The 18,746-nt window shown below is 70.7% G+C and carries 6 protein-coding genes; all 6 read right to left on the bottom strand.

The window, feature by feature from the left end; translation table 11 throughout:
- Positions 1 to 4: 4 nt before the first annotated feature.
- Genes gntD (C8D87_RS17070) through C8D87_RS17045 form a run of 6 tightly spaced genes read right to left on the bottom strand, consistent with a single transcriptional unit; the run spans position 5 to position 18,636 of the window.
- Positions 5 to 1,036, bottom strand: coding sequence for a guanitoxin biosynthesis L-enduracididine beta-hydroxylase GntD (gene gntD / locus C8D87_RS17070; protein WP_112227398.1), 1,032 nt, complete (start codon positions 1,034 to 1,036; stop codon positions 5 to 7).
- Positions 1,023 to 2,141 (bottom strand): capreomycidine synthase, encoded by a 1,119-nt coding sequence (gene vioD, locus C8D87_RS17065; RefSeq protein ID WP_215732343.1) that lies wholly within the window; start codon positions 2,139 to 2,141, stop codon positions 1,023 to 1,025. The genes gntD (C8D87_RS17070) and vioD overlap by 14 nt, the downstream gene beginning before the upstream one ends.
- A gap of 14 nt (positions 2,142 to 2,155) precedes the next feature.
- Positions 2,156 to 3,940, bottom strand: a complete 1,785-nt coding sequence (locus C8D87_RS17060) for an ABC transporter ATP-binding protein (protein WP_112227397.1) — start codon at positions 3,938 to 3,940, stop codon at positions 2,156 to 2,158.
- Entirely contained in the window at positions 3,933 to 5,780 is a 1,848-nt protein-coding gene (locus C8D87_RS17055; protein ID WP_112227396.1) for an ABC transporter ATP-binding protein, read from the bottom strand. The genes C8D87_RS17060 and C8D87_RS17055 overlap by 8 nt, the downstream gene beginning before the upstream one ends.
- Before the next feature lie 14 nt (positions 5,781 to 5,794).
- The gene (gntD, locus tag C8D87_RS17050; RefSeq protein ID WP_109641438.1) at positions 5,795 to 6,805 is read right to left on the bottom strand and encodes a guanitoxin biosynthesis L-enduracididine beta-hydroxylase GntD; all 1,011 of its coding nucleotides are present in this window, start codon (positions 6,803 to 6,805) and stop codon (positions 5,795 to 5,797) included.
- Positions 6,806 to 6,816: 11 nt separating this feature from the next.
- Positions 6,817 to 18,636: a non-ribosomal peptide synthetase gene (locus tag C8D87_RS17045; RefSeq protein WP_112227395.1), complete on the bottom strand. Its 11,820-nt coding sequence runs from the start codon at positions 18,634 to 18,636 to the stop codon at positions 6,817 to 6,819.
- Between the last annotated feature and the right edge of the window lie 110 nt (positions 18,637 to 18,746).

The raw sequence follows: 18,746 nt of genomic DNA, 5'->3' as shown, positions 1-18,746 counted from the left end.
CCTGTCAGTAGATGGTGCGGGCGTCCGCACTGCGGCGGTGGGCGCGGGACTTGCGGAGGTCGCGGGCGATGTTCAGGCGGGTGAGCCAGCGGTCGGTGCCGTCGAAGCGGGCGGTGAAGGGCTCGCGGCCGTGCGTGCCGCGGTAGTTGTCCAGGAACAGGACCTCGCCGGGCTTCAGGGCGTAACCCGCGATGTTGGCGTCGATCGCCTTGACGATCGTGTCCAGCGCGGCGGCGGCTTCCGGGTCCGACGCGGGGACCTCCATGAAGTACGGGTCCAGGCGCAGGTACGGGTCCTCCTGCGGGCCGAAGAGGACGGCGATGGGATCGGGGTCGGCGTCCAGCCGGGAGATCCACTCGTAGCTGCGGTCGCGCAGGCGGCGCAGTTGCTCGTCGCCGTCGTCGTTCTGGCGGTTGGCGGCGAGGTGGGAGCGGTCCGGCCTGATCGGGAAGCGCTCCTGGCGCAGCACCTCGACCGTGTCGGCCGGGAGGTCGATGCCTTCGAGCGAGCCGTAGGTGGTGTTGACGCCGTCGGGGTTGCGCAGGCACATCAGGCCGACGTAGTCGGTGCGCATCGGGTGGAAGGCGTCCTCGATGTGCCAGGTGAGCAGTTCCTCGCTGCCGGAGCCGAGCTGCTCGTACTGGTGTTCCTTGATGGGGAACACGTCGTGCAGCAGCCGGCCGTCCTGCTGGGTGGACCAGGCGATGGGGTCGCCCAGCAGCGACGCGCACAGGTAGAAGAACAGGTCTTCCGGCAGCGTGGGCCTGCCCTCGCCGCCGCAGTCCTTCCAGTGCGCCGGGGTGGGTCCGATGCGGTCGTCGTCGATCGGGTAGCCGCCGACGACGCACAGCGGGTGCGGCTCGGTGAGGCGGAACTCGGTCAGACCCGTGCGCAGGGCGCGGGGCAGCTCGTGGGCGATGACGGTGGCCTCGCGCACGAAGGCCGGGTCCTCGACCGAGCGGTACCGCTCGGCCAGCGCGGCGACCAGTGCCCCTGCCTCTGCGATGTCTGATGTGGACAGTTCAATTCTGAACATGGGCGTTCTCCCCCATGAGTGCGAGCGTTTCGAGGCCTCGGGTGAACGAGGAGGTGGGACCGCCGTAACCCAGCCGGACGCGCGTCGGGTCACCGAAGCACGACCCCGGGACGAGGAGCGTGCGGTGCTCGCGCGCCAGGTCGTGGCAGAAGCCGGTGGTGTCGGTGTGGCCGAGCAGTTGCGGGAACGTGGTGACGCCGCCCATCGGCTCCGGCAGGTGCACCAGCTCCGCGTGGTCGGCGGCCCACTGGCGCAGCAGGCCAAGGTTGCGGCGGGCCTGGTCCATGCGCGGGCCGACCAGGAGGCCGGCGTGCCTGGCGACGCGGGTGGCGAGCAGCTCGACCAGGGGCGAGAGGTGCAGCGTCATGCGGTCGCGCAGGTCGAGGGTGCCGCGCAGGACGTCGTGCGGCGCGATGGCCCAGCCGACCCGCAGCCCCGGCAGGCCGTAGCCCTTGGACAGGGTGCCGATGGAGATGGCCTTCTCGTAGTCGTGCACGGGATCGGCCAGCGGCTCGCCCTCGACGACCATCTCCCGGAAAGCCTGGTCCCACACCAGATACGCGCCGGCTTCCGCGCACATCGCGACCAGTTCGTCGCGCTGAGCCGGGGTGAGCGACGCGCCGGTCGGGTTGTGCGGGAAGTTCACGACGACGGCCTTGACGCCGTCGATGACGGCGCGCAGGTCGGCGAGGTCGGGACGGAAGCCGTTCTCCGGCCGCAACGGCCACACGCGCAGCTCGCAGCCCATGGTGCGGGCGATCGACGTGTGCGTGTGGTAGGTCGGCTCGGTGACGACGACGGCGTCGGCGGGGTCGAGCAGCGTGCTGAGCACGAGGTAGATCGCCTCGCTGCCGCCGTGCGTGACCATGACCCGGTCCGGGTCGCCGGTCCCCCACTGTTCGGCGATGGCGGTGCGCACCTCCTCGCCGCCGAACGACGTGCTGTCGCGGAACACCACGGCGTCGAGCTCGTCGGTGCCGATGCCGAGCATGGCCCGCAGTTCGGCGAGCGAGTAGTCCTCGACGCCGCTGCTGCCTATGTCGTCGTCGACAGCGAAGTAGTACAGACGCATCCAGTCCTCGAGGGGCGCTGGTTCGAACTTCATGGGGAAGGCACCTTTCATCGGTAGGACGAGGACTGCAGCTCGTACAGCTCGGCGTAGAGGTCGGGGTGGGCCATGAGGTGCTCGTGGCTGCCCATCTCGCGGATGCGGCCGCCGTCGAGAACGACGATCAGGTCGGCCATGCGCACGGTGGAGAACCGGTGCGACACGAGAAGAGTCACCGTTCCCCTCGACCGCCCTGCCTTGGCGGCGTTGGCGAAACGCTCGAACAACGCGTGCTCGGTCTGCGGGTCGAGCGCGGCCGTGGGCTCGTCGAACACCGCGAGCAGCGGGTCGGTGCGCAGCAGGCCGCGGGCGAGTGCCAGCTTCTGCCACTGGCCTCCGGAGAGCTCGACGCCGCCGTCCCACGCGCGGCCCAGCCCGGTGTCGAGGCCGCGGGGCAGGCCGGTGACGACGGTGGTGGCGCCGGCCCGCTCCAGCGCCCCGTGCAGGGCGGCGTCGTCGTCGATCTTGGTGGTGTCGGCCACGCCGACGGCCTCGCGGGCCGCCAGCTGCAGCTCCACGAAGTCCTGGAACGCACCGGTGAGCCGGGTCCGCCAGTCGCGGGTCGGGATGCGGCGCAGGTCCACGCCGTCGACCAGGATCTCGCCGCCGTCCGGCTCGTAGAAGTCGCACAGCAGCTTCACGAGGGTGGACTTGCCCGCGCCGTTCTCGCCCACCAGCGCCACCACGGACCCGGCGGGCAGGTGCATGGAGACACCGTCGAGGACGGTGCGCTCACTGCCCGGGTAGCGGTAGGTGACGTCGACGAGGTCGATGCCGCGGCTCAGCGACGCGGGCGGGGTGGCAGGCTCGTCCGGGCGCTTGCCGGCGCTGGCGGCGAAGCGCTCGAGCCAGACGAAGCGGCGGGCTTGCTTGAGGCACCACAGGAAGTCGCCGCTGTAGCCGACCGACGTGGCGACGACCGCGGCCATCTCGATGGTCAGACCGACGACCATGACGACGTCGCCGGGCGTGGCCCTGCCCTGGACGGCGAGCCACACGACCAGTGCGATGGCGCCGAAGAACCCGGCCGCGTTGATCGCCCCGTCGATGCCCTTGAGCCCGGCGCCGCGCCACGCCGCGCGGTTGCGGGTGTCCAGCACCTCGTCGGAAACCTTGTGGTGACGGCGGACCAGCTCGCGGGTGAGCCCGAAGACGCGCAGCTCCTTGCCCGCACCGGCGGTCGTGCCGATGTCGAACAGGTGGCGGCGCAGCCGTTCGGTCTCGCCCGTGTCCTCCTGGGCGTCGACGGCGAGGTCGTTGGCCCTGCTGGTGATCCACAGCGAGACGAACGCCAGCAGTGCCAGCGAGATCAGCGCGGGATGGACACCGGCGAGCAGCACCGCGGTGGTGCCGAAGCCGACGAGCGCGCTGACCAGACCGGCCGTGGCGTTGGTCATCTCGGCGAGGCTCTCGCGTTCCTCGCGCAACAGCTGGATCTGGTCGAGGTACTCGGGGTTCTCGTGCGGGGCGAGGCTGTCGATCCCGCCGAGCAGTTTCATCAGCGTCCGGTCCGACAACGCCTGGGTGCGTTCGAGCACCGCGAACACGCAGTGGGCGTTGTAGTACAGGGCGACGATGAGCAGCCCGGTGGCGGCGGCGATGCCGAGCCCGGCCGTGAGCGCCGTGCGCAGGTCGCCCGCACCGGCGGCGTCGACGAGAACGCCGGCGCCGTAGGCGATCAGGGGTCCGGTGAGCGCGAGCGCGATCTCGGTGGCGATCTGGAAGACCGCGTACCAGCGCGCCGCGCGGAACCCGAAGCTGATGGTGGTGACGAAGGCCCGCCAGGTGTCACGCATCGAGTCCCCCCGCGGGCTGGAAGCGTTCCGCCTGCAGACGGAACAGGTGGGCGTAGCGGCCGTCGCGGGCGATCAGCTCGTCGTGGTCACCGGCCTCGATCACGCGGCCGTCCGACACGACCACGATCCGGTCGGCGCGCCGCACGGTGGAGAAGCGGTGCGAGATGAGGATCGTGGTGAGCCCTTCGGTGAGCTCCAGGAACCGTTCGTACAACTCGGCTTCCGCCCGCACGTCGAGTGCCGCCGCGGGCTCGTCGAGCACGAGGACCTTGGCTCCCGCCTCGACGGCGAACATCGCGCGGGCCAGTGCGACCCGCTGCCACTGCCCGCCGGAGAGGTCGACGCCATCGGTGTAGGCCTGCGACAGCACGGTGTCCCAGCCGTTCGGCAGCGACTCGATCAGGTCACCGATCCCGGCCCGTTCGGCTGCGCGGCGCAGCATGTCCTCGTCGCCGGCGTGCTCGGGCGCGCCGAGGCCGATGTTGTCGCGCACCGGCAGGTGGTAGCGGGTGAAGTCCTGGAACAGCACCGCCACCCGCGTTCGCCACGCCTCGGGATCGAGCGCGGCGAGGTCGGCGCCGTCGACGGTGATCTTGCCCCCGGTGGGTTCGTAGAAACCGGCGAGCAGCTTCACCAGCGAGGTCTTTCCCGCGCCGTTGTCACCGACGATCGCCAGCGACTGCCCGGCGGGGATGACGAGATCCAGGCCCGTGAGGACGTCCCGCTCGGTACCGGGATAGCGGAACGACACACCTTCGTAGCGGATCTCCTGCGCGGGAACACCCTCGTCGACCGGGAGGCCGGACTCCGGCGGCGAGCTGTCGGCCAGGCGCTTCTCCAGGGACAGCACCTTCGGCACGGTGACTGCGGCGTGCGACAGGTACAGGTGCTCGTCGCCGACGGCGTAGTCGTTGGCGTTGGCCAGTGCCTCGACGAACACGGCGAGAGCGGCGAGCGTCAGGTCGCCCTGCACCGCGGCATAAGCCAGCAGTGCGTACGACAGGACGTTGATGGCCAGGATCGCGGACGCCGAGCCGAGCACCATGCCGGGCCGCGGGCGGCGGGCCCGGCGGATCGGTCCGATTCCGGCCTGCCACAACGTGTCGAAGCGGGTGATGAGCCAGTCGAGGACGCCCCAGAGCCGTATCTCCTTGGCCGGCGGTGGATCCAGCGCCAGGTCCCGGACGTACTCGGCCTGGCGGAGCTGGGCGCTCTGCCCGTAGCCCTCCTCGCCGACCCGCAGGTAGTCGCGCTGCATCCGGTAGACGATGATCGGCCAGACCACCAGCCACAGCAGGCCGAGCCACCAGTGGAACCAGGTGAGCACGGCCGCTGAGCCGACGGCCCGCAGCCACGACGTGAGCACCTCTGGCAGGGCCTCCACGGTCTGGCCGGGCCGGTAGGCGCTCATACCGAGGCCGCGCACGATGCGGACCTCGTCGATCACGTCCGGGTCTTCGAGATGGGCGATGCCCCTCGGCCGGGCCAGCGCGCCCAGCACGACCTCCTGCAGGTACCGGTCGACGTCGCGGCCGAGCGTGGACACCGCCGCCCGCAGCAGCGGGGACGTCAGGCGCTCGACGAAGATCGCGATCGCGACGGCGACCAGCAGGGTGCCCACCCGGTCGGCGGCGGGCGAGTCCGCACCGTCGCGCGCCGCGCCGGGAATGGCACCGATGAGCAGGCCGGTGAGGACCGCGATCCCGATGGGCAGAACAGCGCCCACCACCACCCCGCCCGCCAGGAGCGCCGTGCGCGGCCGGCTGACCCGTGGCAGGACTCGGAGGACGGCGAGGATGCCCTTGGCGGTGGGCGGGAGGCTGTGGAGCGGGTTCGGCATGGGTTCCGTATCCGTCAGATGAGGCGTGCGGTCGCCGAGGCGCGCCGCTCGTGGGACTTGCGCAGGTCGGTCGTGATGCTGACGCGCTTGAGCCAGCGGTCGGTGCCGTCGTAGCGCGCCTGGAACGCCTGCCGGCCGTGCGCGAGGCGGTGGTTGTTGATGACGAGGATGTCGCCCGGTTCCAGGGCGACGTCCAAACAGGACGATTCGAGGAGGTCGCTGACCGCCTCCAGGGCCCTGCGCGCGGCCGGGTCCTTGGGCGTCTCCATGAAGTACGGGTCGATCCGGATGTACGGGTGCTCGCGTGACCCGTAGAGCACGGCCACGCGGTTGTCGTCCGCCTTCATCTCGGCGATCTCGGAGAACTCGGCGTCGACGCCCTTGGTGACGTTGTGCTTCGCCAGGTGCGAGTCGTCCGGCCGGATCAGGAAGTTCGCCTCGTGCAGGATCTCGAGGTGCTCGGGGTCGAGCGACCGCAGATCGGGTTCGGAGACGATCGTCGCGACCTCGTCGGGGTTGCGCAGGCACTCCAGCAGCAGGTAGTCGGCACGCCACGGGTGGAACGCGTCCTCGGTGTGCAGCGTGAGCGTGTCGGTGCTGCCGATCCCCATCTGCTCGGTCTCGAAACCCTTGATGGGGAAGATGTCGTGCACGAGCCGGGCGTCCTGCTGGGTCTTCCAGCCGAACGGCTCGCCGAGCAGAGATCCGTGCAGCAGCAGGAGGATCTCCTCGGGGAACTCCGGGGTCGGTATCGGCCGGCCACGCCAGTGCTGCGGCGTGGGGCCGATGCGCTCGTGGTCGATGGTGTGACCGCGGACCACGCAGTAGCCGAGCTCGTCCTCCAGCGCGAAGTCGCGCAGGAAACGACGCTGGCCCAGGGGCAACTCGGTGGCGAGCAGCGGCAGGTCGCGCAGCAGCTGCTCGTCCTCCGGGCTCGAGTACTCCTTGGCGATGCGCAGTGTCAGGTTCTCGACCTCGGCCGCCTCTGCAGGCGACAGGTCGTAGATGCGCTTGTGCGTGGACAAGAATGCCTCCCTCAATTCCTGTTCAGGTGTTCGATCAAGCCCTCCGCGGCCTGCCGGAAGCGGGTGGCGATCCGCCGCACGGTCTCGGTCCGGTGGAGGTTGGTGCTGTGGTGCCACTCGACGAGGAGCTCGCCCTCGCCGGTGCGTTCGATCTCCAGGTGCAGCGCGTACGGCCGTAGTCCCCCGCTGGTGCTCGCACCGCACAGGTCACCTGGTAGCTCGTCGACGATGAGGCCTGGCTCGTCGTCGTTCGCGGAGTCGAGCCCGCCCGTGAAGTTGACGTTGATCTGGCGATCGGGTGCGGCGCGCAGGCGGCGCACGTCCGGGTCGTCGGCGGTCAGGTGACGCAGTGCGCCGTAGCCGACTCCGTGGCGTGGCACGGATTGCCTGCTTTCCCCGACGGCCTCGACGACTCCGGCGTGGTCTGCCAAGTCGTCGTGCTGGAGGACCACGGGGTAGACCGAGGTGAACCAGCCGACCGTGCGGGACAGGTCGGTGCCGGGCGCCAGGCTTTCCCGGCCGTGGTGTTCGAGGTCGACGACGACCGTGTCGGTGCCCGCCCACTCCCCCAGCGTCTGCAGCAGCGCGGCCAGGATCACGTCGAGAACCCGGGTGTTCGGCAGCCCTGCGGTGTCGACGGCGACCTCGACGACGGCGGCGGAGTCCTCGGTGTTGGCGCCGGTGGCGTCGACCGGGAGCGTGAAGGCGGTCTCCGCACGCGTTGTCCAGTACGGCAGCTCGGCGCGGACCTCGTCGCTGCCGGCGAAGGCCACGACGGACTCGGCCCACTGCCGGAACGACGTCGTCTTCGGCGGGAGGGGTTCGCCGTGGTACGCCGCGTCGAGGTCCTCCAGCAGGATGTTCCACGACACGCCGTCGACGACCAGGTGGTGCACGACCAGGCCGAGCCACGCTGGTTCTTCGCCGCGGTCGAACAGGACGGCCGCCACGAGCGGACCGCCGACGAGGTCCAGCGAGCGTTGCAGCGCGGACATGTGCTGCTGGACGTCGCCCTGGACGACCGTGAACGCGACCGCCTCGCCAGGGTCGACGACGTGCTGGTGCCAGCCGTCTGGACCGTGGTGCAGGCGGGTGCGCAGCGCGTCGTGGTGGGTCACCAGGGTGTTGAGCGCGGCGGCGAGCTTTCCGGCGTCGACGTCCGGTGCCAGTTCGAAGAGTCCCGACCAGTTCCAGTGGTTCCGGTCGTCGATGGAGGCTTTGGTGAACCACCGCTGGATGGGTGTCAGCGGCACCGGTCCGGTGACCGGTCCCTCTTCCAGCAGCATCGGCGTGGTGGTCACGGCGGCCAGCTCCGCGACCGTCTGGTGGGTGAACAGGTCTGCCACCGCGAGGCCGAGACCCGCGGCACGGGCACGGGCCACGACCTGCAGGCTCGCGATGGAGTCGCCGCCGAGGCCGAAGAAGTTGTCGTGCACGCCAACGCGTTCGGCGCCCAGCAACGTCGCCCAGATCGCGGCCAGTGCCCGTTCCGCGTCGGTGCGCGGAGCGACGTACGCGTCCGTCGCCGGTGCGGCTGGTTCGGGCAGGGCGCGGCGGTCGAGTTTGCCGTTGGCCGTCAGGGGCAGGGCGTCGAGGACCACGAACGCCGAGGGCACCAGGTAGTCGGGCAACCGCTCCCGCAGGAACGCACGCAGCTCGCCGGTGTCCCTGTCGGTGACCACGTACGCCACGAGGCGCTTTCCGGTCACCGCGGTCGTGGCCACGACCGCCGCTGCTCGCACGTCCTCGTGAGCGGTCAGCAGTGCCTCGACCTCGCCGGGTTCGACCCGGAAGCCCCGGATCTTGACCTGGTCGTCGGCCCTGCCGAGGAACTCCAGCGTGCCGTCCGCGCGCCAGCGGGCACGGTCGCCGGTGCGGTACAGGCGTTCGCCGGACCTGGTCGGGTCGGGGACGAATCGTTCCGCGGTGAGGTCCGCACGGCCGACGTAGCCGCGAGCCACCCCGGGTCCACCGACGAACAGCTCGCCCGCCACACCAGGAGGCAGCACCTGCAGCCACGTGTCGAGCACGTAGGCCCTCATGCCCGCGAACGGCCTGCCGATGGGCACCTGCGCGTCGACGGTTCCTTCGAGGGTGTGGATGGTGCACGTCATCGTGGTTTCGGTGGGCCCGTAGGCGTTCACGATGCGCAGGTCCGGCCGGCGCTCGCGGGCGGTGCGGGCGTGCTGGGCCTGCAGCGCGTCACCGCCCACGACGAGCAGGCGCAGGCCGTCGAGCACGTCGGGCGAGGTCTCGACCAGCTGGTGGAACAGGCCGGTGGTGAGCAGCGAGGCGGTGATGTCGTTCTGGCGCAGGAACTTGCCGACGTCCATCCGCTCGGCCACGTCCGCGGGGCCGACCACGAGGGTGGCGCCGTTGAGCAGCGCCAGCCAGATCTCGAAGGCGCCGGTGTCGAAGCCGATGCCGGCGAGGTGCGACACGACGTCGCCCGGTTCGACGCTGAAGGCGGGGTCGGTGCACACCCTGGCGACGCCTTCGTGGGTGAGCGACACGCCCTTGGGCTCGCCGGTCGAGCCTGACGTGAAGAGCACGTACAGCTCGCTGCCCGGCTCGCCGGTCACCGGGAGGGGACCTTCTGCCGCGATGCTGGGCAGTTCGAGGACGCGCGCGCCGAGGCCGTCGAGGGTCCGCTCGCCCGCGGTGACCACGAGCCCGACACCCGCCGTCTCGATCATCTGGGTGATCCGCGCGGTGCCCTGGGCCGGGTCCAGCGGGACGTACGAGCCGCCCGCCCCGATCACTCCGAGCATCGCGATGATCAGCTCGGCGCCGCGGTCCAGGTAGAGCCCGACCCGCGTGCCCTCACCGACACCCTCAGCACGCAGCCACCGCGCCACCCCTGATGCCCGGCGGTCGAGCTGCGCATAGGTGAGCTCAACACCGCCACGCAGCGCGACGCGGTCCGGATGCGCCACAACCTGACGTCCGAACAACGCGGCCAGGTGCGCCGCCGGCAGCGACCGAGGCGTGGACGAGCCCCATCCGAGCACCTCGGCGCGTCGGCCGGCGTCGAGCAGGGCGATCTCCCGGACGGGTGTGCCGGGTGTGCCGGCGACCGTGGTGAGGATGCGCTCGAGCTGGTCCAGCAGCGCCTCGACGGTGGCGTCGTCGAACGCGCCGGTCGAGTACTCGCACAGCAGGGCCAGCTGGCCGTCGACGTCCACGACGAGCTTCAGCGGGTAGCGGCCCTGTTCCAGCAACGCGGGCGAGTCGAACTCGTCGGCGTCGTCTCCGTCGTCGAAGCCGCCGGGCAGGTTCTGGACCGCGACGATGCTCTCGAACAGCCGAGGCACGCCGGCCACCCGCTGGATGTCGACGAGCGGCGAGTGCTCGAACCGCTGCACGGCCACCTGGCCGTCCTGGACGGTCCGCAGCCACCGGTCGAACGGGGTGAGGTCGCCGGGCACCCTGATCCGCACCGGCAGCGTGTTGATGAACAGGCCGACGATGGACTCCACGCCGGCGAGCGAAGCGGGACGTCCCGACACGGTGAGGCCGAAGACGACGTCGTCCTCACCGCTGTGCGACGCCAGCAGCAGCGCCCACGCGGCCTGCACGACGGCGCTGATCGTGACGCGTTCACGCCGGGCCAGGTCTTCCAGGGCGAGGGCGACGTTCTCCGGCAGCTCGCGGTGCCGCCTGCCCTGTTCCCAGTGCAGCCGGGTGGTGCGGTCGACGGGCAGTGCCGTCGGCGAGGTGAAGCCGTCGAGGTACTCGCGCCAGAAGTCGTCGGCGGCGGGCTGTTGCTGGAGCCAGGCGATGTAGTCGCGGTAGGGGCGCACCACCGGCAGGGACTGACCCCGGTAGGCCGCGATCACCTCGTCCCAGACGAGCGGGATGCTCCAGCCGTCGAGGTAGAGGTGGTGGAACGTGAACACGACCCACTGACGGTCGCCCCGGTCGGCCACGTACACCCGCAGCAACGGCGCGGTGGTGACGTCGAAACCACGTCGCTGGTCGGCGTCGAGCAGCTCGTCCAGCGCGGCGTCGGGGTCCGCGGCGGAAGTCCAGTCGAGCACCTCGAACGGCACGTCGACCTCGCCGAGGACGACCTGCACGGGCGAGTCGACGCCCTCCCACACGAAGGCGCTGCGCAACGCGGGATGGCGGCTCACGACGACGCGCCAGGCTTCCCGCAGGGCGGCCACGTCCAGCGGGCCGCGCAGCTCGCGCACGTCCTGCGCCCAGTACACCGCGGTGTCGGCGGGCGCCTCCAGGACGTGGAACAGCATGCCCTGCTGCATGGGCGACAACGGGTACGCGTCGATCAGGCCCGGCACGCGTGCACGGAGAGGTTCCAGGTCGGCCAACGGTTCCGCGCTGACCACCGAACCGGAAGCGACGCCCGTGTGGACGGCGAGCTGCTGGATCGTCTGGTGCGTGAAGAGGTCGGCGATCTTCAGCTCCAGGCCCGCTTCCCGTGCCCTGGCGACGATCTGGAGGCTCACGATCGAATCGCCGCCCAGCTCGAAGTAGTTGTCGTGCACGCCGACGCGTTCGACGCCCAGCACCTCCGACCACACCGCGGCGAGGGTGCGTTCGACGTCGGTGGACGGTGGCTCGTGGCTCGTGGAGTCCGGCGCGTCGGGCAGCGGCAGCGCGCGCTTGTCGAGTTTTCCGTTGGAGTTCAACGGCAACTCGTCGAGCGGCACGATCGCCGACGGCACCAGGAACTCGGGCAGCCGCTCGGCGAGGAAGCCGCGGAGATCGGCGGGCTCAGCGGTGCCCACGACATAGGCGACGAGCCGCTTTCCTTGCTGCAGCTCACGAACGACCACGGCAGCGTTGGCGACATCGGGGTGACCGACGAGCACGTGCTCGACCTCGCCGGGCTCCACCCGGAACCCGCGGATCTTCACCTGGTCATCGGTCCGGCCTACGAAATCCACCGCGCCATCCGCACCCCACCGCACCAGGTCGCCAGTGCGGTACATCCGGGCACCAGGCACGGACGGGTCAGGAACAAACCGCTCAGCGGCCAGGTCCGCACGACCCGCATAGCCACGCGCCAAGCCGACGCCACCGATGTACAGCTCACCCGGCACGCCGACAGGAGTGGGTCGCAACCACCGGTCCAGCACGGAGAACCGCAGACCGCGCAGTGCACCACCGATCGGCACGGTGGCCGGGCCGAGCCGCCCCGTGTGCATGTCGTGGAACGAGACGTACACAGTGGACTCGGTCGGGCCGTACATGTTGTAGATGGCCACGGCCGGGTTGGCGTCGAGCACCTTGCGCGCCTGGACGGGTGACATGCCCTCGCCGCCGGCGAGCACCTTGCGGTGTCCCGAAAGGACCTCCGGATCGGTGTCCGCCAGCTGGTGGAACAGACCGGTGGTCATGAACGACAACGTGACGCCGTGCGACGCGTAGAACGTGGCGACGTCCAGCCGCTCGGCCAGGTTCGCGGACGCCACGGCGAGGGTCGCCCCGCTCAGCAACGCCGTCCAGATCTCCCAGGTTGAGGCGTCGAACGACACCGCGGCCATGTGTGCCACGACATCGCCGGGCCGGGCGGTCACCGCCGGGTCGAGCACGACCCGCAGGACACCTTCCTCGGTGACCTCCACACCCTTCGGCACACCCGTCGAGCCCGACGTGAACATCGTGTAGACCAGACGTTCAGGCACAGCAACGAGTTCCGGCCATTCGGCGGACGCGGTCAACAGCTCCCCGAGATCAACGACCCGCGGACCCTCCAACGCGTAGTCGCCGCGCGAGACCACCAGCTCAACCCCGGCAGCCGCCTGCACATCACGCAACCGGCCGTGCGGCAACGCGGGATCCAGCGGCACATACGTGCCACCCGCCTGCACCACACCCAAGATCGCGACCACCAGGTCGACCGACCGCTCGAACCACAGCCCGACCCGCGTCTCATCCCGCACACCAGCGGCACGCAGACCCGACGCCACGCGCGCCACCCGCTCACCCAGCTCGGCATAGGTCAGCTCGACCTCGCCGCCGCGAACGGCCACGTCATCGGCGAACTCGGCGACAGCCGAGCGGAACCGCTCCGCCAAGCCGACGAACGGCTCGTCGAACGCGGGACCCACGCCCCGCCCGGTCACCGGCGCGGGCGTCACCTCGCGCACGACCGCCAAGGGCCGGCGCGCCGCGGCGGTGAGCACGTCGGCGAGCTGGCCGAGAAGCCGCTCGACGGTCGCCGGATCGAAGGCCCCGGTGGAGAAGTTGGCCTCGACCTTCAGCGTCGCCTCGAGGTCGACGGCGAGGATCATCGGGTAGTGCATCTGCTCGACCGAGTCGATCGAGGCGAACAGCTCCTCGGGGTCCTCCTCGCCCTCCTCCGGCATCGCGCCCTGCGGGTAGTTGCCGAACACGAGCATGCTGTCGAACAGACCACCCGTGGCGACGCGCTGGATGTCGGCGAGCGGCGTGTGCTCGTGCCGCTGCACCGCGACCTGGTTCTCCTGCAGCTCACCCAGCCAGTCGGCGAACGGCCGCTCCCACGCCACCCGGACCCGCACCGGCAGCGTGTTGATGAACAGGCCGACGATCGACTCCACGCCGGGCAGCTCGGCCGGGCGCCCGGACACGGTCAGGCCGAACACGACGTCGTCCTCGCCCGAGTAGGCCGACAACAGCACCGCCCACGCCGCCTGCACGACCGTCGACAGGGTGACCCGCTGGTCGCGGGCCAGTGAGACGAGTGCCGCCGTCACGTCGCGGGGCAGCGCCAGCTCGCGCCGGTCCTGCGCCCAGTGCTCACGCACCACGCGGTCCACCGGCAGCGGCGTCGGCGAGTCGAAGCCGGCGAGGTACTCCCGCCAGAACGCCTCGGCCTCGGCGCGGTCACGCTGACAGAGCCACGCGATGAAGTCCCGGTAGGGCCGCACCGGCGGCAGCGGCTCACCCCGGTAGGCGGCGGTGACCTCGTCCCACAGCAGCGGGATGCTCCAGCCGTCGGCGTAGAGGTGGTGGAACGCCAGCAGGATCCAGTGCCGGTCGCGTCCGCGAGCGACGTGGACCCGCAGCAGCGGCGCGGTGGCGAGATCGCAGCCGCGGGCGCGGTCCTCGGCGAGCAGTTCCTCGACGGCGGCATCGGGATCGGGATCGGCGACGGCAGACCAGTCGTGCACCTCGAACGGCACTTCAACATCGGCCACGACGACCTGGAACGGCTCGCGCACGCCCTCCCACACGAACGCGGTGCGCAACGCGGGGTGCCGGTCGACCACGAGCTGCCAGGCCGCACGCATGGCGTCGACGTCGAGCTCACCGGTCAGCTCGCGCACGTCCTGCGTCCAGTAGACGCCGCTGTCCGGTGACTCGATGGCGTGGAAGAGCATTCCTTGCTGCAGTGGTGACAACGGGTAGACGTCGGTCAGTCCGGGCGTGCGGGCGACCAGAGCGTCCAAAGAGGACTGGTCGAGTGACGCCAGCGGAACGTCGGACGGCGTGAGGCCGTGCGCGCCCGACCGGCAGTGGTCGACCAGGTCGGCCAACGCCCGCACGTAAGCCTCGGCGAGCCGTGAGATCGTCTCCCGGCGGTGGAGGTTGGTGCTGTACTGCCACTCCACGGAAAGGGTCCCGTCAGCGGCCTGGGCCACCTCGACGCCGAGCACGTGCGAGCGCAACCCGCCGTCGCCCTCGGCCGGGCCGCACAGTTCCTCGGAGAGCTCGCGGGTGAACAGGCCGACGGCGTCGTCCTCGGCGGCGTCGACACCACCGAGGTAGTTGAAGACGACCGGGCGAGCCGGGGCGGACCGGAGCTGCTCGTCCCGCTCGCGCAGCACCGTGTAGCCGACACCGCGGCGCGGCACTGCCCGCAGCTGTTCCTTGACCGCCTTGACGACACCGGCGATGTCGCCGAGGTCGGCGTGGTGGAGGCCGACGGGGTGGATGGCGGTGAACCAGCCGACGGTGCGGCTGAGGTCGATGCCGTCGGCGATCGGCTCGCGACCGTGGCTCTCCAGGTCGATGGCGGCGGCGCTGGTGCCGGTCCACCGCCCGAGGACCTGCAGCAGTGCGGCGAGGAGCAGTTCGTGGCCCTGGGTGCGGTAGGCGCGGTGCGCCACGGTGAGCAGCGCCGAGGTGCGCTCCGCGTCGAGGGCGACGCGAACGGACTCGGTCGAGTCCTCGGTGTTGGGGCCGTCGAGGTCGGTGGGCACGGCCGTGGTCGTCCGCACGACCTCCTGCCACCACGGCAGTTCGTCCTGAGGGTCGAACGCCTCCAGCGCGGCGGCCCACTCCTGGTACGAGGTGGTCTTCTGACCGAGGGCACCGGCGGTGTACGCGGTGTCGAGGTCCTCCAGCAGGACGTTCCAGGAGACCGCGTCCACGACGTAGTGGTGCACGGTGAGGCCGAACCACGCGGGCCGATCACCGCGGTCGACGTACACGGCGCGCAGCAGCGGCCCGTCCGCGAGGCTCAACGACGTCTGCGCGGTGGTCATGGCCGCGGTGACGGCCTCGTCCAGGGCGTGACCGTCGAGGGTGGCCGCGTCGAGCACGGTCACCAGCTCGGCGTTCTCCGCGGGTGCGTTCTCCTGGGTGTCGCCGTGCAGGCGCAGCCGCAGGGCGTCGTGGTGGGCGACGACGGTGCCGAGCGCGGCCCGCATGGTGGCGGCGTCGGTTCCCGGTGCCAGCTCGAACATGCCGGACCAGTTGAAGTGGTCGCGTTCCGGCAGGTTCTCCCGGAGGAACCAGCGCTGGATGGGCGTGAACGCCACGGGGCCGCTGACGGTGCCCTGGTCGATCTCGCCGGGTGCGGCCGTGGTGACGCGGGCGGCGAGCTCGCGGACGGTCTGGTGCGTGAAGAGTTCCGGAATCCCCAGCTGCAGTCCGGCGGCACGGGCCCGCGCGACGATCTGGAGACTGACGATCGAATCGCCGCCCAGCTCGAAGAAGTTGTCGTGGACGCCGACCCGTTCGACGCCGAGCACCTCCGACCACACCGCGGCGAGCGTGCGCTCGGTGTCCGTGCTCGGCGCCTCGTACGCGGTCGTGGTCTCGGGGGCGCCGGGGTCGGGCAGCGCGCGCTTGTCGAGCTTTCCGTTGGCGTTCAACGGCAACTCGGGCAGCGGCACGATCGCCGACGGCACCAGGAACTCGGGCAGTCGCTCGGCGAGGAAGCGGCGCAGGCCGGCCGGCTCAGCGGTGCTCACCACGTAGGCGATCAGGCGCTTGTCCTGCACGATCACGGCGGCGTTGGCGACCTCCGGATGGTCGACGAGCACGTGCTCGACCTCGCCGGGCTCGACCCTGAACCCGCGGATCTTGACCTGGTCGTCGGTCCGGCCGACGAAGTCGACCGTGCCGTCCGCACCCCACCGCACCAGGTCGCCGGTGCGGTACATCCGGGCACCGGGCACGGACGGGTCGGGCACGAACCGTTCCGCGGCAAGATCCGGACGGCGGGCGTAACCGCGCGCCAGGCCGGTACCGCCGATGTACAGCTCACCCGGCACACCGACCGGCGTCGGCTGCAGCCAGCGGTCCAGCACGTGGAAACGCAAGCCCCGCAACGCGGTGCCGATCGGCACCGACGACGGACCGAGCCGGCCGGTGTGCATGTCGTGGGACGACGCGTACACCGTGGTCTCAGTCGGGCCGTACATGTTGTGGATCGCCACGGAAGGGTTGGCGTCGAGCACTTTCCTGGCCTGGACGGGGGACATCGCCTCGCCACCGGCCAGCACCAGGCGGTGCCCGGCGAACACGGCGGGATCGGTGTCCGCCAGCTGGTGGAACAGACCGGTGGTCATGAACGACAACGTGACGCCGTGCTCGCGGTAGAGCTTGGCGACGTCCAGCCGCTCGGCCAGGTTCGCGGGTGCCACGGCGAGGGTGGCGCCGGTGAGCAGGGCCGTCCAGATCTCCCAGGTGGAGGCGTCGAACGACACCGCCGCCATGTGCGCCACGACATCGCCGGGCCGGGCGGCCACCGCCGGGTCGAGCGCGACGCGCACGACGCCTTCTTCAGTGACCTCCACACCCTTCGGCACGCCGGTCGAGCCCGAGGTGAACATCGTGTAGACCAGACGTTCGGGCGTAACAACCGATTCCGGCCACGCTGCGGGCGCGGCAGCCACATCACCAGGCGCGGCACCGACCCCGGCCAGATCCAGCGGCGCGGCAACAAGATCCGTCAAGCCGACCACGCGCGGACCTTCCAGCGCGTAGTCACCACGCGACACCACCAGCTCAACGCCGGCAGCCGCCTGCACATCACGCAGCCGGCCGTGCGGCAACGCAGGGTCGAGCGGCACATAGGTTCCGCCCGCCTGCACCACACCCAGGAGCGCGACGACCAGATCCACCGACCGTTCGAACCACAACCCGACCCGCGTCTCCACGCCGACACCGGCGGCACGCAGGCCGGACGCCACCCGCGCCACCCGCTCACCCAGCTCGGCGTAGGTCAGCTCCTGACCACCACCGCGGACAGCCACCTGGTCGGCGAAGTCGTCGACCGCCAACCGGAACCGCTCGGCCAGGCCGACGAAGGGCTCGTCGAACGCGGCGCCCGCGCCCCAGCCGGTCACAGGCGCCGGCGTCACCTCGCGCACGAGCTGCTCTGGCCTGGCCACCGCACTGGCCAGCACGGCCTGCAGCTGGTCGAGCAGCCGGTCGACGGTGGTTTCGTCGAACGCGCCGGTGGAGAACTCGGCCTCGATCTTGAGCGTGTCCTCCAGGTCGATCGCGAACGCGATCGGGTAGTTGACCTGTTCGACGGAGTCGAGGGCGCCGAAGCGGTCCTCGTCGTCGTTGTCCTCGTCCTCTTCGGACAGAAGCGCCTGCGGGTAGTTGCCGAACACCACGATGCTGTCGAAGACACCGCTGCCCCGCGGCAGGTCCGACCACCGCTTGATGTCCGACAGCGCGGTGAACTCGTAGCGCTGCACCGCGACCTGGTTCTCCTGCAGCTCCCCCAGCCAGTCGGCGAAACTGCGCTCCCACGCCACCCGCACGCGCACCGGCAGCGTGTTGATGAACACGCCCACCATCGACTCGACGCCGGGCAGGTCTGCGGGACGGCCGGACACGGTGAGGCCGTAGACGACCTCGTCGTCACCAGAGTAGGCGGCCAGCAGCAGCGCCCACGCGGCCTGGATCACGGTCGACGGCGTGACGCGCCTGCGCCGCGCGAGGTTCATGATCCCGGTGGTCAGGTCCTGGGGCAGCTCCACGCGGCGGCGCCCTTGAGCCCAGTGGTCGCGCACAGAGCGGTCGACGGGCAACGCCGTCGGTGCGTCGAACCCGGCGAGGTAGTTGCGCCAGAACGACTCGGCCTCCGCCCGGTCGCGCTTGCCCAGCCAGGCGATGAAGTCCCGGTACGGCCGCACGGGTTCGAGGTCGGGCGTCGTGCCGCGGCACAGGGCGTCGTAGGTGGCGCCGACCTCCTCCAGGACGACGGGCACGCTCCAGCCGTCGCACAGCCCGGAGTAGAGGGACCACACCATCCGGTGGTGATCGGTCCCGTCGTCGATGACGTGCACGCGCATGAGCGGCGGCCGGGTGAGGTCGAAGCCCTGGGCGCGGTCGCGGGCGAGCAGCTCGTCGAGTGCGCCCTTCCGGTCGGTGACGGCGGACCAGTCGTGCACCTCGAAGGGCACCTGGACGTCGGCCATGACGACCTGGAGCGGTTCGGGCACGCCCTCCCACACGAAGCCGGTGCGCAGCACGGCGTGGCGGGCGACCACCAGCTCCCAGGCGCGCCTCATGGCGCCGAGGTCGAGCGCTCCGTCGAATTCGTAGAGCCCCTGCGCCCAGTAGACACCTTTGTCCGATTGCGCCTCCAGGACGTGGAAAAGCATGCCCTGCTGCACAGGCGCCAACGGATACATGTCTTCAATCAACGGATTCCCCCGCCTCGCTCCCACTCCCCTAACAACGTTTTTACACACCCGTCATTTAAGGGGTCAAGCTATTCCACAGGTAACGTCATAGACCAATC

Origin of the sequence: Lentzea atacamensis, assembly GCF_003269295.1 — a bacterium.
Lineage (GTDB): Bacteria > Actinomycetota > Actinomycetes > Mycobacteriales > Pseudonocardiaceae > Lentzea > Lentzea atacamensis.
Note: the sequence above shows the minus strand (reverse complement) of the source record. Positions and strands in the feature narration are given on the sequence as shown.

Coding starts and splice junctions, on each gene's coding strand:
- C8D87_RS17060 (WP_112227397.1), bottom strand. CDS start 3,940: ATGCGTGACACCTGGCGGGCCTTCGTCACCACCATCAGCTTCGGGTTC.
- C8D87_RS17055 (WP_112227396.1), bottom strand. CDS start 5,780: ATGCCGAACCCGCTCCACAGCCTCCCGCCCACCGCCAAGGGCATCCTC.
- vioD (WP_215732343.1), bottom strand. CDS start 2,141: ATGAAGTTCGAACCAGCGCCCCTCGAGGACTGGATGCGTCTGTACTAC.
- C8D87_RS17045 (WP_112227395.1), bottom strand. CDS start 18,636: ATGTATCCGTTGGCGCCTGTGCAGCAGGGCATGCTTTTCCACGTCCTG.
- gntD (WP_112227398.1), bottom strand. CDS start 1,036: ATGTTCAGAATTGAACTGTCCACATCAGACATCGCAGAGGCAGGGGCA.